Annotated in this window: 18 protein-coding genes; 9 read left to right on the top strand and 9 right to left on the bottom strand. The window is 74.3% G+C overall.

The genetic code is table 11. The features are described 5' to 3' along the window. Positions 1-93 precede the first annotated feature (93 nt). Positions 94-5,484, top strand: a complete 5,391-nt coding sequence (locus HOY81_RS00255; RefSeq protein ID WP_308340935.1) for a DUF6531 domain-containing protein — start codon at positions 94-96, stop codon at positions 5,482-5,484. After that, on the top strand, positions 5,481-5,774 hold the full coding sequence (locus tag HOY81_RS00250) for a hypothetical protein (protein ID WP_237316924.1): 294 nt from the start codon (positions 5,481-5,483) through the stop codon (positions 5,772-5,774). The genes HOY81_RS00255 and HOY81_RS00250 overlap by 4 nt, the downstream gene beginning before the upstream one ends. Positions 5,775-6,043: 269 nt before the next feature. Here HOY81_RS00250 and HOY81_RS00245 read toward each other — a convergent pair whose 3' ends face one another. Continuing rightward, a complete protein-coding gene (locus HOY81_RS00245; protein WP_237316662.1) occupies positions 6,044-6,484 on the bottom strand; it encodes an ATP-binding protein in 441 nt (146 codons plus the stop codon). A 158-nt stretch (positions 6,485-6,642) separates the two neighbouring features. On the opposite strand from HOY81_RS00245, the gene HOY81_RS00240 reads away from it, so the two are divergent. The 3 genes from HOY81_RS00240 (at position 6,643) to HOY81_RS00230 (ending at position 8,785) form a co-directional block, all read left to right on the top strand. Beyond that, positions 6,643-7,473, top strand: a complete 831-nt coding sequence (locus HOY81_RS00240) for a helix-turn-helix transcriptional regulator (protein ID WP_237316660.1) — start codon at positions 6,643-6,645, stop codon at positions 7,471-7,473. Continuing rightward, positions 7,470-7,712: a DUF397 domain-containing protein gene (locus tag HOY81_RS00235; RefSeq protein WP_237316657.1), complete on the top strand. Its 243-nt coding sequence runs from the start codon at positions 7,470-7,472 to the stop codon at positions 7,710-7,712. Before HOY81_RS00240 ends, HOY81_RS00235 begins: the two co-directional genes overlap by 4 nt. A 119-nt stretch (positions 7,713-7,831) precedes the next feature. Continuing rightward, positions 7,832-8,785, top strand: a complete 954-nt coding sequence (locus HOY81_RS00230) for a proteasome assembly chaperone family protein (RefSeq protein WP_237316655.1) — start codon at positions 7,832-7,834, stop codon at positions 8,783-8,785. A gap of 62 nt (positions 8,786-8,847) precedes the next feature. Here the strand turns inward: HOY81_RS00230 and HOY81_RS00225 are convergent, their stop codons facing one another. From HOY81_RS00225 to HOY81_RS00210, 4 genes are all read right to left on the bottom strand, one after another. Next, positions 8,848-9,504, bottom strand: coding sequence for a hypothetical protein (locus HOY81_RS00225; protein ID WP_237316653.1), 657 nt, complete (start codon positions 9,502-9,504; stop codon positions 8,848-8,850). 121 nt (positions 9,505-9,625) lie between these two features. Continuing rightward, positions 9,626-10,810, bottom strand: coding sequence for a hypothetical protein (locus HOY81_RS00220; RefSeq protein ID WP_237316651.1), 1,185 nt, complete (start codon positions 10,808-10,810; stop codon positions 9,626-9,628). A gap of 130 nt (positions 10,811-10,940) precedes the next feature. Beyond that, entirely contained in the window at positions 10,941-12,038 is a 1,098-nt protein-coding gene (locus tag HOY81_RS00215) for an RHS repeat-associated core domain-containing protein (RefSeq protein ID WP_237316649.1), read from the bottom strand. 145 nt (positions 12,039-12,183) lie between these two features. Then, positions 12,184-12,885, bottom strand: coding sequence for a triacylglycerol lipase (locus tag HOY81_RS00210; protein ID WP_237316647.1), 702 nt, complete (start codon positions 12,883-12,885; stop codon positions 12,184-12,186). Positions 12,886-13,326: 441 nt separating this feature from the next. Between HOY81_RS00210 and HOY81_RS00205 the strand changes: the two genes are divergently transcribed. The 3 genes from HOY81_RS00205 (at position 13,327) to HOY81_RS00195 (ending at position 17,989) form a co-directional block, all read left to right on the top strand. After that, positions 13,327-16,512: a hypothetical protein gene (locus tag HOY81_RS00205; RefSeq protein ID WP_237316645.1), complete on the top strand. Its 3,186-nt coding sequence runs from the start codon at positions 13,327-13,329 to the stop codon at positions 16,510-16,512. Positions 16,513-16,522: 10 nt separating this feature from the next. After that, entirely contained in the window at positions 16,523-17,116 is a 594-nt protein-coding gene (coaE, locus tag HOY81_RS00200; protein ID WP_237316643.1) for a dephospho-CoA kinase, read from the top strand. A 510-nt stretch (positions 17,117-17,626) separates the two neighbouring features. Further along, positions 17,627-17,989, top strand: coding sequence for a tetratricopeptide repeat protein (locus HOY81_RS00195; protein WP_237316642.1), 363 nt, complete (start codon positions 17,627-17,629; stop codon positions 17,987-17,989). Positions 17,990-18,034: 45 nt separating this feature from the next. Here HOY81_RS00195 and HOY81_RS00190 read toward each other — a convergent pair whose 3' ends face one another. Further along, a complete protein-coding gene (locus HOY81_RS00190; protein ID WP_237316640.1) occupies positions 18,035-18,490 on the bottom strand; it encodes a hypothetical protein in 456 nt (151 codons plus the stop codon). 70 nt (positions 18,491-18,560) lie between these two features. On the opposite strand from HOY81_RS00190, the gene HOY81_RS00185 reads away from it, so the two are divergent. Further along, on the top strand, positions 18,561-19,376 hold the full coding sequence (locus HOY81_RS00185) for a hypothetical protein (RefSeq protein ID WP_237316638.1): 816 nt from the start codon (positions 18,561-18,563) through the stop codon (positions 19,374-19,376). A gap of 24 nt (positions 19,377-19,400) precedes the next feature. Here the strand turns inward: HOY81_RS00185 and HOY81_RS00180 are convergent, their stop codons facing one another. From HOY81_RS00180 to HOY81_RS00170, 3 genes are all read right to left on the bottom strand, one after another. Beyond that, a complete protein-coding gene (locus tag HOY81_RS00180; protein WP_237316636.1) occupies positions 19,401-20,216 on the bottom strand; it encodes a VOC family protein in 816 nt (271 codons plus the stop codon). Between the two features lie 185 nt (positions 20,217-20,401). Next, entirely contained in the window at positions 20,402-22,312 is a 1,911-nt protein-coding gene (locus tag HOY81_RS00175) for a GAF domain-containing protein (protein WP_237316634.1), read from the bottom strand. A gap of 200 nt (positions 22,313-22,512) precedes the next feature. Continuing rightward, positions 22,513-23,976: an MFS transporter gene (locus tag HOY81_RS00170; protein WP_237316896.1), complete on the bottom strand. Its 1,464-nt coding sequence runs from the start codon at positions 23,974-23,976 to the stop codon at positions 22,513-22,515. Positions 23,977-24,157 lie beyond the last annotated feature (181 nt).

Below are 24,157 nucleotides of genomic sequence, written 5' to 3'. Positions count from 1 at the left end.
AATTCCGGCCAAACCTGCCGCGGCCGGTTTCGCACACCGCCATCTGTTCGAAGATCCCTTTGGAAGATTTTCGGCAGAGACGGGGGAGACGCGGTGTCCGAACGCGCCCGGCACGCGATCGTGATGGTTCTGACGATGACCCTGCTGGCGGTGCCGGGCCTCGCCCCGTCGTGGGCGGCGCCCTCGGAGGACCCGCCGGAGAGACGGGCGGGACCCGCGGCAGAGGCCAGAACGGCGGCGGACCTCCCGGAGCCGCCCGACCCGATGACGCTCACCGACCGGCGTAAGCAGCTCGACCGCAGCCGCGGCGAGGCCTCGCCCCGCGGCGCCTATCAGGACTCCCCGCGGCGGAAGCCGGCCAGGAAGCACGACCCGGCTGAGCCGCCCGCCCCCGCAGCGAAGCCGGAGCGCGGCCCCGCCGCCACGGACGACCGCTCCACCGCCCCGTCCGCGCCCTCCGCGACCGCCGTCACCGCCGACCCGGCCTGGGTGACCGCCTGGGCCACGGCCTACCCCGCCACGCTCTCCATCGGCGGGCAGCTCAAGTTCTCCTCGGGCACCGCCGACGCGTACACCGGCGCCTGGCTCTACATCCTCGACGAGGCCGGCAACTTCGTCTTCGACAAGGAGATCACGCGGTCGACCGGCGACCCGACCGGCCGCTACCTGGACAACGGCCTGTGGTGCTACGGCTGGTGGGGTGAGAACTCCTACCCCGACGACCAGTGCTTCTGGTGGTCCGGCGGCGGCCTCGACAGCCACCTGAAGGACGGCGAGCAGTACTACGCCTGGATCTTCCTCAAGGGCACCGACGGCAGCTGGAGCCCGAACGGTCAGACGTCCAACCTGGTCGAGGCCTTCTACACCCCGGACATCCCCGGCGCCCAGGCCGGGATCTGCTCCTGCTACGGCCAGGCCCACCGCGCGGACCCGGTCAACACGGCCACCGGCATGTTCTACGAGGACGTCACCGACGCCCGGCTGGCCGGCGCCGGCATCCCCCTCTCGCTCGACCGCCACTACCGCTCCGACTCCACCGCGGACGGTCTGCTCGGCACTGGCTGGTCCACCCCGTTCGACGCCGCCCTCACCCTGGAGGACGGCAGCGCCACCTACCGGGCGAGCGACGGGGCCCGGTTCGTCTTCACCGAGCAGAGCGACGGCGGATACGCCACCCCGCCCGGCGCCGCCGCGACGCTCGCCGCGGACGACAGCGGGTACGTCCTCACCGCCCCGGACCGCACCCGCCGCACCTTCGACTCCTCCGGACGGCTCACCGCCTGGCTCGACCGCAGCGGCCACGGCCTCACGCTGCACTACGACTCCTCCGGACGGCTCGCCTCCGTCGAGGACGCCGCCGGCCGCAGCACCGGCCTCACCCTGGACTCCGGCGGCCGCCTCACCGAGGTCGCCCTCCCGGACGGCTCCACCGTCACCTACGCGTACACGGACGGGCTGCTGACCTCCGTGACCGACGCGGCAGGGGAGACCCAGACCTACGGCTACGACACGCAGCAGCGGCTGACCCGCTTCACCGGCCCCGAAGGCGGCGAGGTCGTCAACACCTACGACGACACCGGCCGGATCACCTCCCAGACCGACAGCTCCGGCGAGACCACCACCTTCGCCTGGGAGCACGGCCGCGAGTCCCACATGACCGACCCGTCCGGCGGGGTCTGGACGGACATCTACTCCGGCAACGTCCTGGTCGAGAGCATCGACCCGTTCGGCGAGCGGGTGAGCTACGACTACGACCGGAACCTCAACCCGGTGGGGATCACCGACCGCCGCGGCCACACCACCACGATGACCTACGACGACGCGGGCCGGATGCTCACCCGGTCCTCGCCGTCCTCCCTCGGCTACACCGAGAGCTGGAGCTACGACGCCCAGGGCCGGATCGCCGAGCACACCGACGGCCGCGGCCACACCACCACGTACACCTACACCGCCGACGGGCAGCTCGCCTCCGCCACCGACCCCGAGGGCGGCACGGTGCGCTACACCTACACCGCGCTCGGCGCGCTGGAGAGCGTCACCACCCCGCGCGGCAACACCACCACCTACGGCTACGACGCCGACGGCAACCGCACCTCGGTGACCACCCCCCTCGGCGCGACGACGACCTTCCGCCACGACCAGGCCGGGCGGATCACCGCCAGGACCGGCCCGCTCGGCAACGCCGAGGGCGCCGACCCGGCCGACCACACCACCACCTACGCCTACGACGCCCGCGGCCTGCTCGCCTCCGCCACCGACCCGCTGGGACGCACCACCCGCTACGGCTACGACGGGCGGGGCCTGCTGACCTCCGTCACCAACCCGGCCGGCGCCCGCACCACCTACGCCTACGACGCGGCCGGCCGGCTCACCCTCACCACCGGCCCCGACGGCGCGACCACCCGCCGCACCTACGACGCCGCGGGCAACCTCACCTCCGAGACCGACCCGCTCGGCAACACCACCACCCACCGCTACGACACGGCCAACCGGCTGGTCGCCACCGTCTCCCCACGCGGCAACGCCGACGGCGCCGACCCGGCCGACCACACCACCACCTACGGCTACGACGCCAACGGCAACCGCACCTCGGTGACCGGCCCCACCGGCGCCGTCACCACCACCGCCTACGACGACGTCGACCGCGCCGTACGGGTGACCGACCCGCTCGGCAACGTCACCCGGTACGCCTACGACGCGGAGGACAACCTCACCCGCGTCACCGACGCCCTGGGCCACGAGACCACCTCGGCCTACGACGCCGTCAACCGGCTGACCAGCACCACCGACCCGCTCGGCGACACCACCCGCTTCACCTACGACGCCGACGGCAACCAGCTCAGCCGCACCACCCCGCTCGGCCACACCACCACCTGGACCTACGACGCCGCCGGGCGCCAGACCGGCACCACCGGCCCGCTCGGCAACGCCGACGGCGCCGACCCGGCCGGCTTCACCACCACCTACGAGTACGACCTCGCCGGCCGGCAGACCGCCGTCACCGACCCGCTCGGCGGCACCACCGCCACCCGCTACGACGCCGCCGGCAACCTCCTGCAGCGCACCGACCCCGACGGCCGCACCACCTCCTACGCCTACGACGAGCTGGACCGGCTCACCCGCGTCACCGCACCCGACGGCGGGACCACCGACTACACCTACGACACCGCCGGCAACCTCGTCACGCGCACCGACGCCAACGGCCACACCACCTCCTACGACCACGACGCCGCCGGCCGGACCACCGCGGTCACCGACCCGCTGGAGCGCGTCACCCGTTACTCCTACGACCCCGACGGCAACACCACCGCCCGGACCACCCCGCGCGGCACGACCGCCTACTCCCACGACCCGCGCGGCCTGCTCACCGGGATCGACCACTCCGACGCCACCCCGGACGTCAGCTACACCTACGACGCCGCCGGCCGGATGACCTCCCGGGTCAACGCCCACCTCTCCGAGGACTTCACCTACGACGCCGCCGGCAACCTCACCGGGACCCGCGGCTTCTCCTACACCTACGACGCCGCCGGGCAGCTCCTCACCCGCAGCTACCCCGACGGCACCACCATCGGCCACACCTACGACGCCGACGGCCGCATCACCGCGATGACGGCCGACTCCACCACCACCCGCTACGACTGGGACCCGGCCGGCCACCTCGTCCGCACCACCCTGCCCAGCTCCGCCACCGAGAGCCGCAGCTACGACGCCGCCGGCCGGCTGACCGCCGTCACCGCCACCCGCGACGGGGAGACCGTCACCGGGACGGAGCTGACGCTCTCCCCGGCCGGGCTGCCCACCCGGGTGGACCGCACCCGCGCCGGGGGCGTCACCGGCAGCTGGGACCTGACGTACGACGAGGCCGGCAGGCTCGCCTCCGGCTGCTTCCCCCAGCCGTGGGCCTCCGGCTGCCCCTCCGGCCGCGACACCACCTACACCTACGACCAGGCCGGCAACCGGATCCTCTCCACCCAGGGGTCCACGCTCACCAGCTACGCCTACGACGCGGCCGACCAGCTCACCTCGTCCACCACCGACGGCGAGACCACCACCTACGGCTACGACGCCGAGGGGAACCAGACCGCCGCCGGGGACGACCGCTACACCTACGACCTCGCCGGCCGGGTCTCCGCGGCCACCGTCGACGGCACCGGCTACACCTACCAGCACGACGCGAGCGGCAACCAGCTCCTCGCCGCAACCGGCGGCCAGGTCCTCGAACGCACCCAGTGGGACCCGAACGCGCCGCTGCCGGCCCTCGCCACCGCGTACGACGCCGACGGGAACGTCCGGCAGTCCTACCGCTACGACCCCCTCGGGCAGCCCGCCGCCACCAAAACCGGCTCCGGCTCCCTCTTCTACTACCACCACGACCCGCAGGGCTCCCCGCTCGACGTCACCGGCGCCAACGGCACGGTGCACCAGCGGTGGGCGTACGACCCCTACGGCACCCGCATCCTCAACACCCGGCAGAGCGGCGCGCCGGCGAGCACCCCCTCCTTCACCGGCGCGCGCTTCGAGAAGACCACCGGCCGGCTCGACCTGCACGCGCGCCGGTACACCCCGGAACGCGGGCGCTTCGACCGGCCCGACCCGGTCACCCCGGCACGCACCACCCCGTACGTCTCCGCCTACGCCTACGCCCACAACGTGCCCACGCTGCTGACCGACCGCAGCGGGCTCACCCCGGAGAACCCGAACGACGACAAGGTGGAGTCCTTCGGCGAGGTGCTCGGCATCTTCGGCGGCGCCTTCCGGGACGTCGCCAAGTCGCCCTTCGTCTTCGCCGGCGACCTCTACGACGCCGTCACCGGTCAGAACGGCGGCGCCGGGGCCTTCGCGGACAAGTACTTCCCCGTCCGCCCCGCCTACCGGCTCTACCGCGCCGCCCACATGCTCCGCGAACAGGGCTGCGGTGCGCTCGCCGACAGCTACGACGAGGCCGGCGACCAGCTCGTCCAGCAGCTCGCGCTCACCGGGCTGGCCGGGCTCAACGGCTGGCAGCGGGCCGCGGTCAACCCCGCCGGAGGCGGCCGCGCCTACTACGGCGGCGCGCACAGCACCCGCTTCGGGCTGACCTACTACACGCCCGAGACGCCCAGCTCGACGAACCGGATCAACCCCGAGGGCGGCCGGATGAACTGCGGCCTCTGCGCCACCGCGGGCGACGACCTGATGGCGGGGAAGAACCCGAACTCCGTCCCCGGTGCGGACCGCCCCATGACGCGGCCCGAGGTCGAGGCGGTCACCGGGCGCTCCTTCCGGTCGAAGGGCGGACTCAACGGCGTGGTGGCCGACCTCCAGCGCTGGGGGCCCGGCGCCCGTGCCATCGTCGGAGCCTGGCCGCGAAAGGGCATGGGGCACTATTTCAATGTCGTCAACAACAACGGGAAGATCGTGTTCCTCGACTTCCAGACCGGCAGGGCCAACCCCGCCGATCCCCGCTACACCTCGTACTACCTCATGAGGACCGACACATGATCGACCACGACACGGCACGGCAGCGGGCCGCCGCGTTCCTCGCCGAGCGCAGCAGGACGTGGGGCGCCTCATCGCGCGTACGGATCGTCCCCGAGGAGTGCGTCGTCGACGGCGGCCGCCTCATCGCCCCGTACGATCACGTCGGCTACCTCGACGAGGGCCGGGAGGAGCTGCGGCTGGCCGGGAACCTGCCCGTCCGGGTGGACCTCGCCACGGGGGAGTGCTCCTTCGCGGACCCCGGGGAGGTCGACGACCTGGTCGGGCGCGGGGTCCTCTGGCCCGACGACTGACCGTGCCGCCGACACCGCTCACCGGTGCCGCGGATCCCGCTCCGTGCGGGACCCGCGGCACCGGGGTCCCGAAGGAGAGGCTGCCCCGATGGTCGGCGTGGCGGAGCTGATCTTCTCCGTGCTCCGGCCCGGGAACCTCGCCGTCGCGGACTACCTCACCGTCACTGTGTGGGGCGACTCGGAGCTCTGACGCGCTCGGGACGGACCGGCGCGGACCGGGGGACCGGGCGCGGCCCGGGCCGGGGACCGGGCCCGGGCCGGCGGGCGGCTCAGGAGGAGGCGTCCAGCTCCGCCCACACCGTCTTCCGGGGCGGGGCCTCCCCGGCCACACCCCAGCAGGTGGCCAGGGCCTCCACCAGCAGCAGGCCACGTCCCGACTCGTCGTCAGGGCCCGGCGCGCGCGGCCGCGAGGCGGGACGGCGGTCGGCCCGGGTGTCCGTGACCTCGACCCGGAGCACGTCCCCGCCCAGAGCGAGCGCCAGCAGGAAGTCGCGTCCCGGGACGCGCCCGTGCAGCACGGCGTTCGCGGTCAGCTCCGCGACCACCGAGGCGGCGGCCTCGGACAGCCGGCTGCCGTAGGGCACGCCCCAGACGTCGAGTTGCCGCACCGCCAGCAGGCGGGCGAGCCGGGCACCGCGCCGCGTCGCGCTCAGCCGCTGACTGAACACACGTACGGTGACCGGCCGTTGAGGAGAAGTACCGATGTGCATGCGTTCACGATGACCCCGCCGGACGGCCGTGAGCAGCCATTCCGCACGTACGCCGGGTGAGCGTACGCACGCGGAGGGTGGACGTACACGACCCGCATCCCGTAACTCTGGGTGAGTCGGCGTACGGGAGGAGTGCACATGCGGGAGGTACCCGGTAGATGACCGACCACACGGAGAACAGCGAACCGGAGGCGTCGGACAGCCTCAAGGCATTCGGGGAGGTGGTCAAATCCTTCCGGGAGCACGCGGGACTGACCCGGGAGGAGCTGGGGGCCCGGGTGTGCTGCTCCAGGCACACGGTCGCCTCGATCGAACTCGGCCGCCGCTTCCCTCCGCCCCACTTCGCGGAGAAGGCCGACGAGGCGCTGCACGCCTTCGGCACCCTCGCGAAGGCGGCCCGGCACCTGTCGCGGAACCCGGGGCTCGCGGCGTGGGTCCGCCTCTGGGCGAGGCTGGAGCGTGATGCCCTGAGCCTGGACACCTACGAGTGCCGCGTCGTCCCGGGGCTGTTGCAGAGTGAGGCTTATGCGCGGACTGTGTTCCACAGCAGGGTTCCGCCGCTGGAGGACGAGCAGATCGAAGCGCAGGTCGTCGCCCGGCTCGATCGGCAGTCGCTGCTGTGCGAGAAGCCGAACACCGGGTTCAGCTTCATCATCGAGGAATCGGTTTTCCAGCGGTGCAGCGGGGGAGTGGAGGTGGCCCGGGGGGTCGTCGACCGCGTGCTGGAGTGTGCGACATTGCGTAACGTCGCTGTCCAGCTCATGCCGCTGAGGCGGGAGGACCACGCCGGTCTGGAGGGCGCCGTCCAACTGCTGGAGTCGCCGGACAACCGGTGGTTCGGCTACTGCGAGGGCCAGCGTGGCGGGCAGTTCTTCTCTGACCCGAAAGAGGTCAGTGTGCTGCGGATGCGGTATGCAAAACTGCGCTCGCAGGCTCTCACCCCCGAGGACTCCGTGAGCCTGCTGGAGCGAATCCGAGGAGACCTATGAGCACCCGTGAGCTGGAATGGTTCAAGAGCAGCTACAGCGGAGGCGATGGCGACAGCTGCGTCGAGGTCGCGCTGTCCTGGCGGAAGTCGAGCTACAGCGGCACCGACGGGGACGAGTGCGTCGAGGTGGCCGCGTGTCCCGAGGCGGTGCACGTCCGGGACTCCAAGGACACCACCGGGCCCCGGCTCGACCTCCCGCCGGCGGCCTGGGCTGCTTTTGTCGCGTACGCGGCACGATAGGTCCGTCCCGACCGGGTAGGAGAGACGCCGCGGACGGATACGTTCCGGATCACCCGGCGGGCGGGAATGTGGGCGGCGGGTGGCACGTTGGTCCTGACGTAAGCGAGAAGGAGCTGAGCGTGCTGGAACCGAGGGACCTGTACGAGTGGGAGCCCGCCGGGCTCCGCGCGGTCGACGAGATCATCGGCAGTGCGGACTCCGCAGGGCTGGACCTGCTCTACCACTTCGAGGGCTTCATCGACGCGGGTGACACCGGTGCCCAGATCACCCAGCGGCTGCTGGACCAGCAGCCGCACGTGACCGTGGCGCGCTTCGACGCCGACCGGCTCACCGACTACCGCTCGCGGCGCCCCGTGATGACCTTCCGGCGGGACCGGTGGGTCGACTACGACACCCCGCGGCTGGAGCTGCGGCTCCTGAGGGATGCGACGGGCGTGCCGTTCCTGCTGCTCTCCGGGCCGGAGCCGGACGTGGAGTGGGAGCGGTTCGTCGCCGCCGTACGCGAGGTGGTGGAGCGCACCGGCGTCCGCCTCGCCGTCACCTTCCACGGCATCCCCATGGGCGTACCGCACACGCGTCCGGTCGGACTGACTCCGCACGGTACGCGCGCGGACCTCGTCCCCGGGCAGCAGTCGCCGTTCGACGAGGCGCAGGTGCCCGGCAGCGTGGCCGCCCTGCTGGAGCTACGGCTCGGCGAGGCGGAGCGGGACGTGCTGGGCGTCGCGGCGCATGTGCCGCACTACATCGCCCGCTCCACCTACCCGGACGCCGCCCTGGCCGTGCTGGACGCGGTCACCTCCGCGACCGGGCTCGTCCTCCCCGAGATCGCGCACTCCCTGCGCGGCGACGCCCTGCGTACCCAGGAGGAGATCGAGCGGCAGCTCGCCGAGGGGGACGAGGAGCTGGTCGCCGTCGTGCGCGGCCTGGAGCAGCAGTACGACGCGCTCTCCGGGGCCGAGACCCGCGGCAGCCTGGTGGCGGAGCCCGCCGAGCTGCCGTCGGCGGACGAGCTGGGCGAGGAGTTCGAGCGCTTCCTCGCCGAACGCGAGTCGGGCGGCGGCAAGGAGAGCTGACCCCGGGCCGGCCCGCACGGGCCGGCCCCGGCGGTCTCCCGTTCCGGCCCCGGCGCCATGGGTCAGCCCTGCGGGCGGTCCGGCCGTAGCAGGACTTCGGAGCCGAGAGGCTGGAAACCGCAGGCGAGGAACGCCCGGAGGGAACGGGCGTTGCCGGGGGACACCGCGGCGAAGACCGGTTCCCCGAAGGGGACGAGGGTGAGCGCGTCGGCAAGGAGGGAACGGCCGGCGCGTGCGGGGCCTCCTGCGGGATCCCAGAGCTCGATGCTGAGTTCGCGTCGTCCGGCCGCCCCGTCGGCAAGCGTGACGAGCCCGCGTTGGTCGCCCCAGAGGCTGACGTGCGTCCGGAGGCTGCGGGCGTGCACGATCCGCGGGTGCTCGGTGCCCTCCGGCAGCGGTGCCAGCCGGGACGGCCCGCCGGCGCCCCGGGCGGCCAGCGTCACGTCGAGCGTGCCGATCTCCCCTCCGGGCCCCGCGAGGTACCGGAGGAAGCCGGGGGCGAGGGACCCGCCGAAGCCGTCCGGCCCCTGCGCACGGACGTCCTCGGCGGCCAGGGAGGTCGCGACGACGGCGTGCCCGGTGAAGGCGACCGACGCCTCCAGCCCGCCCGGCAGGGCAGGCACCACGGTGACCCGCCCGTCAGCGGACGGGAACCGCCCCTCGACGGCATCGAGGAGATAGCCGAGCAGGGGATGCCGTCGACCGGTGCCGGAATGCATGGCGGAACTGTAGCGGTGAGCTCTCTGCCGAGGTGAGGCCGGCGGCGCTCCCCGCGACCCGCACCGGGGCGTAGGGCACGTCACGGGTGGGCACCGCCCTCCACCGGCTCCGGAGCGGCCCTCAGATCCGGGTGGCCGTGCCGCACTCTCCCTGTCGCTCCGTGTCGATGGGGCGGCTGCGGTCATAGGGGTCCGAAGTGGGACCGGTCCGTTCCTCGTCCCGCAGATCAGTGGCGAACGACGGGTGGATGAACCCGTCTCCCACCGCACAGGCGTCATTGGCTATGTCACCGACGTGCCCGGCGATCCACAGCTTTCCCTCGGTCGCCTCCCACTTCTCCCTGTCCACCACCTCGGCCACCAGGGACCTGCGGACGATGGTGCGCGTCACCTCGCCCGCCTCCTGAGCCTTCGTCAGCGGGTACACGAAGGTGTAGTCGGCGTGTATCTCCGCCTTGCCCTGTTTGCCCTCCTCCACCGTCATCCGACCGCGTACCTTCACCGTGTCCCCGACGAGCCTGACCTCGTCCGGGTCGAAGCGGGTGAACACCCACTTCGGGTCGTTCTCCACACTGGGGTTCCGCACCCAGGAGCGCAGCTCGGCCAGATAGCCGGTCTGCAGGGGGTCGACGAGCGACAGCGCCTCGGCCGGCCGGCCACCGGCCAGTACCCGGGGATCGAGGTTCGCGGCCACCAGGAACTCCTTGGCCCGCATGAGGCCGGCCTCGACCTCCGCCGCCGACACGTCACCGACCGCCCGCGCCTCCGGCAGCTCTATCGCCGCGGCGCCCTCCGCCCAGCGCCGGGCCGGCGACCCGGCGAACGGCTCGTCGAGCGTGGGCCGGTCCGGATACGCCTCCTGGGGCGGAGCGCTGCTCGGCGCGGCGGTCTCGGCGGCCAACGGCTTCTCCGACGCGTCCGCCGTGCCCAGCCAGTCCGGCATCCCGTACACCTGCGTGCTGCCCCATACCGCGAACAGCGCGAGCGCGGCGACACCGATGAGCCAGGTCGACCACTTCCGCCTGCCCGGTGTCTCCTGGGCCGACCAGGTCCGCCACCCCTCCGGCTGCCACGGCTCGGGTTCCTTCTTACGCCCCCAGCGCCGCCCGCGCTGCCCTCTGGCGGCCTCCTCGTCCCGCTCCCGCAGCCTCGCAGCGACCATACGCGCCCGGGCGGACGGCTCCCGCGGTGCCGCGGAGGTCCGCACGGAGTCCTCCGCCTCACGCTGGAATCTCTCCCACTCCTCATCCGGCACCGACGACTCTCCGTCGTCCGGCCCGGAACCCAGCGGCGGCGTGACTGACATACTGCGCTTTTCCTCCGATTGTCAATAAGGTAGCGAAACCAGCACTCCAGTAGCGCGGCAGCAGCTGTGCGTCCCTGCTGAGTTGCGCTGGCCATGGTCGGTTGCGGCGGCACGGCGGTTCCACACGTCCTCAGTGGGGCCAGCGGCCAATGGCGAAGGTTCGCTCCAGCGGTGCTGACCAGGGCCCGTGCAGCATCAGTCTCGCGCGAGCTCGCCAGATGCCATAGACACGGACTTCGGGGTCCGGGGTGGGGATCGCGGCGCGGAAACATCTTGAAGTAACCCCGCAGCTCTTCTTCTGTAACCTCCAGACTCTGGTGTGACGGAACCAAGGAGTCCTCGACGAACTGCTGGTGCTCCTCGTCGATGGTCGGTTCGGTGGCGGGCCGGGGCGGGGCGTGCTCAGCGTATCCCGGACGATCTCTCCCCAGTTCGGGGGCGGCGGGGGCGGTGGCTCCTGCCGGGGCCCTGCACACGACCAGATGCAGCCGCCGCCCCCGGGGCCATAGCCGCTGCCGGTCCAGGACCGGCTGCCGCCCCCGCCGTAGCCACCGTTTCCCTGCCATGCGGCGGCAGCGGTGGTGGCGTTGCGGCGGGCACGTGCCCGGGCGGCCGCCTGTGCGGCCCCCACGCGCTGGGCATGTGCCTGGTATCGCAGCGCCTGCGCGAGCCCGGACGGGCCCGGGAAGGAGTAACCACCGCCTCCGCCCGAGGTGCCTCCGCCTGAGAAGAGGTCGCTGACCCAGCGCCAGGTTCTTCCGGCCCCCCGCCGGACGTCCCTTCCGTACTGCTTCCAGTTTTCCGAGTCGGTCCAGGACTTGCCTTGGGACTCGCTGGCGCCGGTTGCCGCGCCTGTGGCGACAGCGGCGTAGAGGAGGAGAACTCCCGTGGCTACGCACGCTCCCGCGCAGTGTCCGCTCGGGTCGGTGTTACCCAGCGGGTCGCCGTTGCCGTAGCCGTAGCGGTTGGCGGCGACGGAGGGGACCGGGTTGAGGGTCCAGGTGTCGCGGGAGGAGAAGCCGCCGGTGGCCGGGTCGTACCAGCGGGCGTGCATGTTCACCTGGCCGCTGTCCGGGTCGGTGTACTCGCCCTGGTAACCCAGCGGGCCCTGGGCCCCGGTCTGGGCCGTGACCTGACCGAACGGCGAGTACGCCGAGGACCCGCCCAGTGCGCCCGTCGCCGGTACGAAGGTGCCGGTCACGTCGCCGTGCTGGTCGGAGAGGAGCACGGCTGCTCCCGTGCCGTCGGCGTTCGCCGACGCCAGCGCCTCCCCGCCGGGCCGCGGAGGATCAGTTGCCCACTGCCGGAGACAGGGCGGAGCGCGTCCCCGTCGTGATGCGGCGGGGACGCGCTCCGGCCTCCGGGTGCCCCGGTCAGCGCACGAAGTCGCGGGTGGCCCGGGACACCGGGTCGCTCACCAGCAGCCAGGCGTGCTCGACGCAGCCGACGTGGGTGTTGGTCGCCCCGGAGAGCAGGGTGCTGCTGTCGGGGTTGATGAACTCGTCGCACGAGGACCAGAAGGTTCCGTAGTTGACGGTCCCGGGCGTCTCGTCGCCCGCGTTGAGCCGGTTCAGGAAGTCGCTGCCGGCCTTGAGTTCCTTGCAGGACGTGATCAGCCAGGAGCAGATTCCCGCGAGGTTGGTCCCGTGGTTCGGCCCTCCGAGCGAGACCCAGTCGTCGACATGGGCCGTGCCGCCGAGGAACTTCAGGTAGTGACGGGAGCTCAGGCCGCCCATGGAGTGGGTGACGATGTCGATCCTGCTCGCCCCGGTCCGGGCCCGCAGGGCGTCGGCCTCCTCGCGGACCTGCGCGGCGGTGGTGGCGTTGGACTGGAACGGGTCGTACGACATGGCGTGCAGCCGGTCGGACGGGTAACCGGCGCCCTCGAAGTCGTCGATCATGTCGAACCAGTTCCAGGCACCGCCCTTGTAGCCGTGCACGAAGAGCACGGGGTCCGGTTGCGCCGCCGTGGCGGCCGTCGCCGTGGGAACGGTCAGCAGCGGGGCGAGCAGCAGGCTCGCGATGACGGTGACGATGCGAGCTGTGCGGCTGTGGCTGCGTCTGCGGGGGTGCATGGCGGCTCCAGATCCGTCGTGGGGGCGACGTGGTGGGGATGAGTTGTATGCCGCGTACATGACAACCACCGGTGTGGGGCCGGCTGGTCGTGGTCGGTTGCTCGGTGGACTGCGAGGCTGCCTCGTGAGGGTCCTGTGCGGCTCAGGCCCCGGAGGAGAGCGTGGTGACGCCAGTCACTATTAAGTGAAGGCGCGGGGTTAACAAGACGCGGCGCAACAACTGGTAGGTAGCATTCCGCTTCTCCTCGCGGAGCCTGACTGGGGCCGGGGGGAAAACCCGGTGCGACCCGGCGTCCCGTCGGGGATAGTTGTCGTCGCGCGGGGGCGGCTCCGCGGTGTGCTTCCTTCTCCTTTCTCTCTCAAAGAAGCCCAGTGCACCCACTCTCCGCCCCCGCGCTCGCACATCCACGGGGACGACGGGGACACGAGGGGGCGTTCGGCATGGCCGCCGAGGACCTGGACCACCTGCTGCTGCGACGCCGTCAGGCTGTGTACGTGGGGCCCTCGGACACGTCGGGCGCGGCGGACGGCCGGGAGCCGAGCGAGCTCGGCGCCGCCCGCATCGCCGAGGGCCTCACCGCCCTGGAGGCCGAACTCGCGCGGCGTGGCCACCTGCTGACCGCCCCGCTGCGCCGGGCGCTCGCCGCCCTGCGCCCCGCAGACCTGGCCGACCGGGGCAAGCGCCTGCTCGCCGGCGTCGACGAGCTGCTCGGCTCGGACCGTACGCATCTCCCGCTCTTCCGCCACTTCCCGGAGCGGGTCCCCTACGGCGACGCCCACAGCCTCTTCACCACCCGCGTCCGGGCCTTCCTCGCCGCCCGCAGCGACCAGCCGTGCATGGTCTGCGGCCGCACCCTCCGGGTGTCGCCGCTGCGGTACTGCGCCCACCTGGTGTGCGGTTCCTGCTGGGACGCGAGCGGGGCCTACTGCTGTGCGGACTGCTGCGAGTGGTTCGGCTGCCCGGTCTGCGACGGGCGGTACGAGACCCGCGGCCCGGCCTCGCCGTGGGCGGACCCGGCCGGCCCCGGCGCCGGCACGGCGGCGGAGGCAGCGGGGGAGCGCCCGGACGCCGACACCGACCCGGTGCTGCGCGTGCTCCGCCTCGCCCCGTCCCGCACCGGCGCGGCCCGCGAGGAGCTGGCCACGCTGCTGGCCCGCCGTACGCCGCTGAACCCGCAGGACCACGACGACCTCCGGCTGCTGCTCGACCTGACGGCCGGGGCGGACGACCTCGGCTGGCTGCCGCCGTGGATTCCGCTGCGCGAGTCGAAGGCGCTCGCCCTGCACGCCCTGCTGGAGTCCGGCGCCGACGCCCCGGCGGTGGACGCGGTGCTGCGCACCCGGATCGACACCGCCACCGACGTGCTGCGGCTGCTCTGCGTCCGCTCGGGCGGCGACCCGGACCTGCTCGCCCCGCCCGCCCGCATGCGGGGCCTGCCGCGCCCGCTGCGGCGGCTGCTGCTCGGCGTGCTGGACGGGCTGCCCTTCGGCGCCCTCGCCGAGGACCTGGCCCGCCACCCGGCCCTGTGGAAGCGCGCGGCCGAGCCGCTGCACCCGTACGAGCACGCCGCCCGCCACCCGCGTGCCGCCCTGGCCTTCGCCACCCTGCGCGGCACCCGCCTGCGGGGCGGCGACCCGCTGGCCGCCGTGCTGCGTACGGAGGCCGCGCGGCACCCGGAGCACGTCCGCGCGGTCGGCGACCGGCTGCGCGCGGTCACCTGGGGCGCGCGGGTGGAGGAGGCGCTGGCGGCGTACGACGTCGCGGGCGCCGCGGCGCTGCTCGCAGCCCGCCCCGGCGAGCTGCTGCGCCGTCTCGACGCGCTGCTCGCCCGCGCAGCCGTGACGGGGGAGCGGGAGCTGCCCGGCGCCGTGGTGGACGCGCTCGACCGGGCGCTCCCGCGCACCGCGCCCGGCCCGCTGCTGGGGGCGCTGGGCGCGCTGCGGGCCCGTACGGCGGAGGCGCAGCCCGTGCCGTACGGGGTACCGCCGCGCCCCGAGGACCGCGCCGGGAAGCCCGGCACCCGGCCCGGCGCGAAGGCCGGTGTGACGGCGGGGGCGAAGGGCGGCGGCACGCGGTCCGGCCCGGCGCCGCGCCGGGTGTTCTTCCCGCGGGGCAGTGTGGCCCGCGCCCACTCCGTGCCGGAGGAGCGGCCGCCGCTGCCCGCCGGGATGGTCGCGGACGCGTGCGCGCTGCTGGAGGGCGAGGTGCTGGAGCGTCTGGCGCTGCCCGCGACGGAGCCGGCCACCCCGGCGGACGCCGGCGGCCCCGTGCATGCCGGCGCCCCTGCGGGTGCCGACGGCAGCGTACGGGCCGGTCCCGGGCGCGCCGGTGACCCGGTGGGTGCGGACGTGCCGCCGGGCGCGGACCTCCGTGCGGGTGCGGCCACCCCGGCGGGCGCGGCGGGCCCCGGGCACGCCGGCGACCGCGCCGGTGCGGAGGGCCCCGCGGAAGCGGCCGGTACGGACGCCGCCGCCCGCCTCGCACCGTACGACCTGGCCGTGCTGGACGCCGGTCTGGCCGGTCTCCCGCTGCCCGCCGCCGAGCGCGGCAGCTCGGCGGCCCTGGTCGCGATCCCGCGCGGCAGTGCGCTGCCGCTGCCCGGCGAGGACGGCCGGCTGCGGCTGTTCCTGCACTGGATGCAGCCGCGCGGCACCCGCGTCGACCTGGACCTGTCCGTGGCGATGTTCGACGAGGACTGGGGCTTCCTCGGCCTGTGCGACTACACCAAGCTCGAGTACGCGGGCGGCGCCGCCGTGCACTCCGGCGACCTGACCTCCGCGCCCCCGCCGCACGGTGCCACCGAGTACGTGGACCTCGACCCGGCGCGGCTCGCGCGGGCCGGGGTGCGGCACCTGGTGACCGTCGTCTTCTCGTACAACGACGTGCCGTTCGAGGAGCTGCCGGACGCCTTCGCCGGGTTCCTGCGTCTCGGCGGCCCCGAGAACCCGGACGCCCCGGGCGGCCGGGGCGGCGGGACGCCGCCGCGCGGCGCCCGGCGCACCCGTGGGCGCCCGCGCCGCCGGCCGTCCGCCGCGCCGGAGCCGGTGCGGTACGACCCGCGTAGCGTGCGGCAGCGGTTCGAACTGTCCGGTGACGCGAAGATCTGCGTGCCGCTCACCGTCGACCTGGCGGAGCGGCGGGCCCGCTGGACCGACGTGACCCTGTCGAGCACCGGCACCGGCCACGACGTCTGGCGCTACCACAACCGGCTGGGCGCGCTCGGGCGGGACCTGGCCGACGCCTTCGGGCGCGGCGGCCGGGTCACCCTCTGGGACCTCGCCTGCTGGTACGCGGCCGCGCGCACCCGTACGGACGCCGAGGTCTGCGTACGCGCCGGGCGCGACCTGCGGCGCCACCGGCGCCGGGAGGGCGAGACGACCGCCGCCTTCGCGGAGCGGCTCCGCACCGGGCAGGCGCCCGACGCGGTGCGGAAGGGCGTGGCGGGCCCGGAGGAGATCCCCGCCGGGCGGCTCTTCACCGCGCTGGTGCAGGGCGACCTGCCGGGCGTCCCGGAGGGCGCCGCCGGCACCGCCTACCGGCTGTTCCCGGGCACCGCCGACGGCACGGGGCTGCGGCTGGTGGCGCCCGGCGACCTCGTGGCCGGGCTGGCGCCGCGCACCGTATAGCGTGGCGGGCATGGTGAAGGTGGGACTGACCGGCGGCATCGGGGCGGGCAAGAGCGAGGTCTCGCGGCTCTTCGCCTCCTACGGCGCGGTGCTCGTGGACGCCGACCGGATCGCGCGGGAGGTCGTGGAGCCGGGGACGCCCGGGCTCCGGGCGGTGGTCGAGGAGTTCGGCGAGGAGGTGCTCGCCGCGGACGGCACCCTGGACCGCCCGAAGCTGGGCGCCCTGGTCTTCGGCGACACCGAGCGCCTGGCCGCGCTGAACGCGATCGTGCACCCGCTGGTCGGGGCCCGCTCCGCCGAGCTGGAGGAGGCGGCGGGCCCGGACGCGGTCGTGGTGCACGACGTGCCGTTGCTCGCGGAGAACGGGCTGGCGCCGCTCTACGACCGCGTCGTGGTGGTGGACGCCTCGGACGCCACCCGGCTGGACCGGCTGGTGCGGCTGCGCGGCATGAACGAGGGCGAGGCCCGCGCGCGCATGGACGCGCAGGCGACCCGCGAGGAGCGGCTGGCGGTGGCGGATGTCGTCATCGACAACGACGGGCCCCTGGAGGCGCTGGAGCCGCAGGTCAGGAAGGTCTGGGAGGAGCTGACCCGCGTGGCGTGACCGACCGGCGCCCGGTGCCACCGGGACGCGACCGCCCGGCCGCCGACCCGCCGGGCCCGGCATCGGACGCCGACCGGGCGTGACCGCGGGCCCCCGGTGCCCGCGCCCAGCACGGCGGCCGTGCGGAACGCTCCGGGGTGGGTCGCGCGGGCGGACGGCGACTCCGCGGCCGCCGGCGCGCGTGCGTGCGGGCGAGGGGCTGATCAGGCCGCTGCCGATGACGGCTGAGCGGGTCGTCCTCGTCCGACCGGCGCCCCGAAGTCCGGCGGGGGCGTGACCGCCCGGGCGCCGGGAGGGCAGGCCCTGGCACCCGACGCCGACCATGGGGTGACCGCGCGGGCCCCAGACCGCTTGGCCGGCACCGCCCCGCCGGGTGGGGTCACGGCGCCGGGGGGCGGGACCGTGGGTGTGCGGGGGCGCCCCGGCGGGAATACCGCGCCGGGGTGGGAGGTTTCACCCGGCCGGATGCGCCGGGGGTTCCCGGCCCCGTCGACGGGAGGAGGACGCCCGATGGCCGAGGCCACACCCGAGACCCTTGTCGTCCAGTACCGCGCCGCCGAGCAGCTGCTGGCCGCCCGCGATCCGCGCGGCGCCGTGAAGCTGCTGGACTCCGTGCTCGACGCCCACCCCGACCACACCGCCGCCCGGCTGCTGCGGGCCCGCGCCTTCTTCCTCGGGGCGCAGCTCCGCTCCGCGGAGCGGGAGTTCCTCACCGTGCTGGAGCGCGAGCCGGACAACGCCTACGCCCACTTCGCGCTGGCCCGTACCCTTCAGCGCAGCAGCCGTCCGGACGAGGCCCGCCGCCACTTCCGCCTCGCCGCCGCGCTCGACCCCCGCCCGGACTTCCTGGAGGCCGCCGGCTTCGGCCCGTGAGCCCCCGTGCGCCCATGAGCCCCTGAGCGGGGGCTGCCCGGTCCCTCAGAGCGCGATCGGGCGGTAGGCGAGTGCCGCCTCGACGAGCTCCTCGGGGGACGCGTCCGCCAGCTCCTCCGGAGGGTGGAAGAGCAGGTCGCCCACCCGCGGGTGGGGCACGTTGGCCGCCAGCAACAGCAGGTGGTAGTCCGAGTCCGGACCGGGCTCCAGCGCCCTGCGGACCACCTCGGCGAGCTCCGCCCGGGTGACATCCACGACCCGCGGCCACGCCGGGCGGGCCGCCTCCCGGGCGAACTCCTCCGCGGTCCGCGATCCCGCGTAGGTGAGGAAGGCGGAGGCCCCGTACGTGTGCTCGGTGCCGGCGTTGAACGCGTCGATCGCGGCGTGTGCGGCGCCGTCACCCGTCAGCAGCAGGTCCTCGATGCGCTCGATCTCCCGTACGAGGCGCGCGAGCCGCCGTGCGTCCACGGGCGGGGGCAGCAGTTCCGGCCGGAGGTCCACCGCACCATTCTGCAGGCCGGGCACGGCCCCGGCGGTGCCGGCCGTCGCGGGCGCCGCGTACGGTGCCCGTATGCACCGCCTGCTGTACGTCTCCGACCCGACCTTCCCGGCCCGCGGCCGGGACTACGGCCGCGAGGACATCGAGCTGATGCGCCGGCTGGAGGAGGAGTTCGTGCTCGCGATGTGCTCGCCGCGGCAGGTGGTGGAGCTGATGGGCGGCTTCGACGCCGTGGTGGTCCGCAACTCCGGCCCGGTCCTCGCCGACCCCGGCGCCTGGGAGCGGTTCCGGGACGCGGCGCTCGCCTCGGGCACCCGGGTCTACAACGAACTCACCGGCAAGGCCGACATGCGCGGCAAGGACTACCTGCCGGAGCTGGCGGCCGCCGGGTACCCCGTGATCCCGACCGTGACCTCGCCGGCCGACCCGGACCGGCTGCCGGCCGCGCCGCGCTACGTCGTCAAGCCGCTCCAGGGCGCGGACTCCATCGGCCTGCGGGTGCTCGGCCCCGCCGAGGTCCGCGCCCTCGCCGAGCCCGGGCTGCTCGTCCAGCCGGAGCTCGACTTCGCGTACGAGGTGTCCTTCTACTTCGTGGACGGCACCCTGGTCTACGCCCTGCACACCCCCGACCCCGCCCACCGGTGGGAGCTGACCCCGTACGCGCCCACCCCGGACGACGTGCGGTTCGCGCGGCGCTTCGTGGAGTGGAACGCCGTCCGTCACGGCATACAGCGGGTCGACGCGATGCGCACCGGCGACGGGCGGCTGCTGCTCGTCGAACTCGAGGACCTCAACCCCTATCTCTCCCTGGACCGTACGGCGCCCGAGGCCCGGGAGCGGTTCGTCGCGGAGTTCCGGGCGGCGCTGCACCGGCTGCTGGAGCAGTGAGCGGTACGGGCCGGCCCGCCCGGCTCAGCCGGAGGGGAGGCCCTGCACGGGGGAGCGGTCGTTGCCGACGTAGCGCTCGGGGGTGAAGACGGCGAACGCCGCGCCCTGCGGGTCGACCAGCCCGGCCACCCGGCCGGTGCCGGGCAGGTCGGTGGCGGCGAAGCCCTGCCGTCCGCCCAGCTCCCGCGCCCGGACCAGTGTGGCGTCGACGTCGTCCACGGCGAAGTACACCGTCCAGTGCTGCGGCGCGTCCGCCGGGAACCGCTCCGGGTCCATGGCGAGCATCCCGCCGAAGTCCCGGCCGTCGATGGCCCACTGAAGGTAGTCGCCGGCTCCGGTGCCGCCATGCGCGCCCCAGCTCAGGGCCGCGGTGTAGAAGTCGCGGGCCGCCTCCGGGTCCCGGGCGGCCAGTTCCACCCAGCACAGGGTGCCGGTCTCGTTCATGCGGGCGGCGCCCTGGAAGGTCCGGGGCTGCCACAGCTGGAAGACGGCGCCCTGGGGGTCGGTCACCACGGCGAACCGTCCCAGGTCGAAGATGTCCATGGGCCCCACCATCACCGTGCCGCCGTGGTGCAGCACCCGTTCGGCGACGGCGTCGCAGTCGGCGACCGACACCGACATCGTCCAGGCGACCGGCTGGCCCTCCTGGTAGAGCGGCGTCATCGCGGCCACCGGGTCGCGGCCGAGCAGCAGCATGGTGTAGCCGCCCGCCTCCGGGCTGGGGTCCTGCTCGGCGGTCCAGCCGAAGAGCGCGCCGTAGAAGGCGCCGGCGCCCGACAGGTCCGTGGTGCCCAGCTCCACCCAGCAGGGGGCACCGAGCACCGGTTCGGTGATCTTCATGGCCGTCGGTCCTCCCGTGAGGGCGCGCGTGGGGGCCGTGCGCCTCTCACGGTGGCACCGGGGGAGCGGCCCCGCACGCGCACGGCGTCCCTCCGAGGCGTCCCCCGTTCGCCCGCTTCCGCCACTTTCCCGCCCGTTCCCGCCCGTTTCCGTCCCTTGCCGTCCTCTGCCGCTTCGTGCCGGGGTCAGAGCGTCTGCGAGAGGTGGTGCAGTCGCAGCGCGAGCTGGATCTCGAGGGAGCGGGCCGGCGTGTTCCAGTCCCGGCCGAGCAGCCGGCCTATGCGGTCGAGGCGCTGCACCACGGTGTTCACATGGATGTGCAGGGCGTCCTTGGTGCGGGTCAGGCTGGCGCCGTGTACGAAGTACGCGTCCAGCGTGCGCACCAGCTCGGTGCCGCGCCGGGTGTCGTAGTCCAGCACGGGCCCGAGGGTGTTGCGTACGTAGCCGGCCAGGTCGGCGTGGTCGCCCAGCAGCACCCCGAGGAAGCCCAGGTCGGGCAGGGCGCCGCCGTGCCCGGAGTGGCCCAGAGCGAGCAGTGCGGACAGGCAGCGGTGCGCCTCCGCATGGGCGGTGGGCAGGCTCTCGGTGCCGCGCCCGGCGCCCGCGGCGCCGACCGTGACGGGGGAGCCGAGCGCCTTGCCCAGGTCGGCGGCGACCTCCTGGGCGCACCGCCCCGGCGCCTCGGTGGGCAGTGCCAGCACCACGTGGTCGTGGTGCAGCCCGGCCAGCCCGCCCCGGGTGCGGGCCGTCTGGGTGGCGGCGGCGAGCAGCCGCTGCCGGGCGGAGGTCTCCCCGTGCGCGACGAGCACCGCGTACTCGCGGGACGGGTGCAGGCCGGCCCGGCGGGCGCGGGCGGCCAGGCTGCCGCGGTCGCCGGTGGCGGTGAGCAGGTCGTACAGCAGCTCGGCGCGTACCCGGTCCTCGGTCTCGGCGGCCGACCGGCGCAGCAGGAGCAGCAGGGCGGTGACGATGCTGGCACGCTCGAACAGCAGCCGGTCGGTGTCGCCCAGGCCGGACCGGCCGGTCAGTGCGATGCTGCCCAGCAGTTCCGGTCCGGCGAGTACCGCGCAGACCCACGTCCCGTCCACCGGCACCGCCCGGCCGCGGGCCCGGGAGGCGGCCACCGCCTCCGGGTCCGGGGACAGCGGCTCGGTGCCGGTACGGGCCAGCTCGGTGCCGTCCGCGTCGTGGACGAGGATGCCGCCGTCCAGCAGGGCGGCGATGCCCGCGGCCACCTCGGTGGCGTCCGCGCCGCGCAGCACCAGGTCGGTGAGGTGGTCGTGGGCCTCCTCGGTGCGGCGCATGGCGCGGTTGTGCGCCCGGATGGTGGCGTTCGCGTTCTCCAGCCCGGCCAGCGCGGCGGTGGTCTCCTCCAGCAGGCGGGCGCTGTCGATGGCGATCGCCGCGTGGTCCGCCAGTGAGGAGAGCAGCGCGACCTCCTGGCGCGCGAAGTCGCGGGGCGTGCGGTCCGCGGCGTACAGCACCCCGATGACCCGGCGGCCGAGCCGCAGCGGCACGCCGAGGATGGCGCGCAGCCCCTCGTCGCCCACCGCGCTGTCGATGCTGTCCGTGTGGTGGAAGCGGGTGTCCGCCTGGTAGTCGCCGGTGGCGTACGGGCGGGCGGTCTGCGCCACCAGCCCGCCCAGGCCCTCGCCCATGCCGAGCCGCACCTGCTGGAAGGAGGCGGCCACCGAGCCGTCCGTCACCCGCATGTAGGTGTCCCCGGCGGACTCGTCGTTCAGCGAGAGATAGGCGACGTCCGTGCCCAGCAGCAGCCGGGCGCGGTGCACGATGGCCCGCAGCACCGCGTCCAGGTCGCGCAGCGCCGCCAGGTCGCTGGCGGTGTCGAAGAGGGCGGTCAGCTCGGCCTCGCGCTCCCGGTGCTGGCTCAGCGTGCGCCGGATGCGGAGCGCGACCCGGGTGGCGTCGTCGATGGCGGCGAGCTCCGCCTCCGGGGCGCCGGCCTCCCGGGCGGCCGCGGCCGGGCGGCCCAGGTCCTCGGCGGGCGCACCCTGAGCGAGCAGGTCGAGCAGCCGGCGCAGGGCGCCGGTGGCGGACACGTCGCCGGTGCGGTGGGCGGTCACGGTGGGGAGCATACGTGCGGTGCCTCCGCGGGGGGATCCGGACGGTACGGGCCTTCCGGCCGGGTGGGAAGGCCGTGGGGCGCCGGCGTCTGTGGCGCGGCCCGGCGGTCGCCCGCCGGCGGGAGCCGGCCGTGGCGCGAGGGGGCCGCCGGCCGGCCTGGTCCCGCCCGGCCCCGGCCCGGTCCCCCGCTCCGGGCCGGGGCGGGGCCGGGTCAGCGGCCGAGCGGGACGGAGCGGGCGGCGTCGTCCGGGTCGTGCCCCGGGACGGGCCCGGTGCTCTTCGCCGTCCCCAGGGTGCCGCGCGAGGGCTGCGGCCGCCCGCCGTCCGTCGTGTCCACCGCCAGGTCGCGGCCCCGGGTCTCCCGCGTCACGGCCACGGTGACCACGGTGACCAGCGACGCCAGGCAGAGATAGACGGAGACCGGCACCGAGGAGTCGAAGTCCTTGAGCAGTTCCACCGCGATGATCGGCGCCAGCGATCCCGCCACGATCGCGGCCACCTGCGAGCCCATGGAGGCGCCGGTGTAGCGCACCCGGGTGTCGAACATCTCGGTGAGGAACGCGGCCTGCGGCCCGTACATCGCCCCGTGGAACAGCAGGCCCACGGTGACCGAGAGGGTGATCACCGGGAAGGAACCGGTGTCGACCAGCGCGAAGAACAGGAAGGCCCACACCGCCATCCCGGCCGCACCGAGCCCGATGACGGGGCGCCGCCCGATCCGGTCCGAGAGGGAGCCCCAGAGCGGGATGGTCAGGAAGTGCACCGCGGAGGCGATCAGCACCGCGTTGAGCGCCGTGCTCTTGGACAGGTCGAGGTGCGCGGTGACGTAGACCAGCAGGAAGGAGGTGACCAGGTAGTAGGAGACGTTCTCGCCGAAGCGTGCGCCGATCGCGCTGAGCACCTGCCGCCGGCTCGTACGGAACACCTCGACCACCGGAGCCGGCTGCCGGGCCGCCGCGGCCCCCTCCGCGCCCAGCGCCCGCCGCTGCTCGGCCTCGAGTTCGGCGCGGGCCTGGAGGAAGACCGGCGACTCGGCGAGCGAGACCCGGATCCAGAGGCCGACCACCACCAGGACGCCGGAGAGGAGGAAGGGGACGCGCCAGCCCCAGGCGAGGAACGTCTCCTCGGACTGCACCGCGGCCAGCAGCGCGAGCACCCCGGTGGCCAGCAGGTTGCCGCCGGGCGCGCCCGTCTGCGGCCAGGAGGCCCAGAAGCCGCGCCGCCGGTCGCCGCCGTGCTCGGAGACCATGAGCACCGCACCACCCCACTCGCCGCCCAGCGCGAAGCCCTGCACCAGCCGGAGCAGGGTGAGCAGGACCGCGGCGCCGACGCCGATGCTCGCGTGGGTGGGGAGCAGGCCCATGGCGAAGGTGGAGCCGCCCATCATCAGCAGGCTGATCACCAGCAGCTTCTTGCGGCCGATCTTGTCGCCGAAGTGGCCGAAGACCAGCCCGCCCAGCGGGCGGGCGGCGAACCCGAGGGCGTAGGTGAGGAAGGCCAGCAGCGTGCCGACCAGGGGGTCGCTGTCGGGGAAGAACAGCTTGTTGAACACCAGTGCGGCGGCCGAGCCGTAGAGGAAGAAGTCGTACCACTCGATGGTGGTGCCGATGAGGCTTGCCGCGACGATGCGCTTGAGGTTGGACGGGGCGGGGGGAGCGGTCGCGGGCGGCGACATCGGCACCACTTCCTGACGTTCGAGGGGGACGAGGTTGTGCTGTCGCCACACCGTAGGAAGGCTCAGGCCGGGAGCGTATGTGGTGGGACGGCACAATTTCCGGCGCCGGGGTGTGTGCTCCGGCCATGAGCAGGGCCGCGGGTCCGCCCGTTCTCGGGCGCCGTGGCAACGGGCCCACGCC

This window comes from Streptomyces sp. JJ36, assembly GCF_021696945.1.
Lineage (GTDB): Bacteria > Actinomycetota > Actinomycetes > Streptomycetales > Streptomycetaceae > Streptomyces.
Note: the sequence above shows the minus strand (reverse complement) of the source record. Positions and strands in the feature narration are given on the sequence as shown.

Excerpts from the sequence above, each read along its gene's own strand:
- HOY81_RS00205 (WP_237316645.1), top strand. The coding sequence starts at position 13,327 with ATGGCCGCCGAGGACCTGGACCACCTGCTGCTGCGACGCCGTCAGGCT.
- HOY81_RS00220 (WP_237316651.1), bottom strand. The coding sequence starts at position 10,810 with ATGTCAGTCACGCCGCCGCTGGGTTCCGGGCCGGACGACGGAGAGTCG.
- HOY81_RS00210 (WP_237316647.1), bottom strand. The coding sequence starts at position 12,885 with ATGCACCCCCGCAGACGCAGCCACAGCCGCACAGCTCGCATCGTCACC.
- HOY81_RS00170 (WP_237316896.1), bottom strand. The coding sequence starts at position 23,976 with ATGTCGCCGCCCGCGACCGCTCCCCCCGCCCCGTCCAACCTCAAGCGC.
- coaE (WP_237316643.1), top strand. The coding sequence starts at position 16,523 with ATGGTGAAGGTGGGACTGACCGGCGGCATCGGGGCGGGCAAGAGCGAG.
- HOY81_RS00225 (WP_237316653.1), bottom strand. The coding sequence starts at position 9,504 with ATGCATTCCGGCACCGGTCGACGGCATCCCCTGCTCGGCTATCTCCTC.
- HOY81_RS00240 (WP_237316660.1), top strand. The coding sequence starts at position 6,643 with ATGACCGACCACACGGAGAACAGCGAACCGGAGGCGTCGGACAGCCTC.
- HOY81_RS00195 (WP_237316642.1), top strand. The coding sequence starts at position 17,627 with ATGGCCGAGGCCACACCCGAGACCCTTGTCGTCCAGTACCGCGCCGCC.
- HOY81_RS00175 (WP_237316634.1), bottom strand. The coding sequence starts at position 22,312 with ATGCTCCCCACCGTGACCGCCCACCGCACCGGCGACGTGTCCGCCACC.
- HOY81_RS00250 (WP_237316924.1), top strand. The coding sequence starts at position 5,481 with ATGATCGACCACGACACGGCACGGCAGCGGGCCGCCGCGTTCCTCGCC.
- HOY81_RS00235 (WP_237316657.1), top strand. The coding sequence starts at position 7,470 with ATGAGCACCCGTGAGCTGGAATGGTTCAAGAGCAGCTACAGCGGAGGC.
- HOY81_RS00185 (WP_237316638.1), top strand. The coding sequence starts at position 18,561 with ATGCACCGCCTGCTGTACGTCTCCGACCCGACCTTCCCGGCCCGCGGC.
- HOY81_RS00245 (WP_237316662.1), bottom strand. The coding sequence starts at position 6,484 with ATGCACATCGGTACTTCTCCTCAACGGCCGGTCACCGTACGTGTGTTC.
- HOY81_RS00180 (WP_237316636.1), bottom strand. The coding sequence starts at position 20,216 with ATGAAGATCACCGAACCGGTGCTCGGTGCCCCCTGCTGGGTGGAGCTG.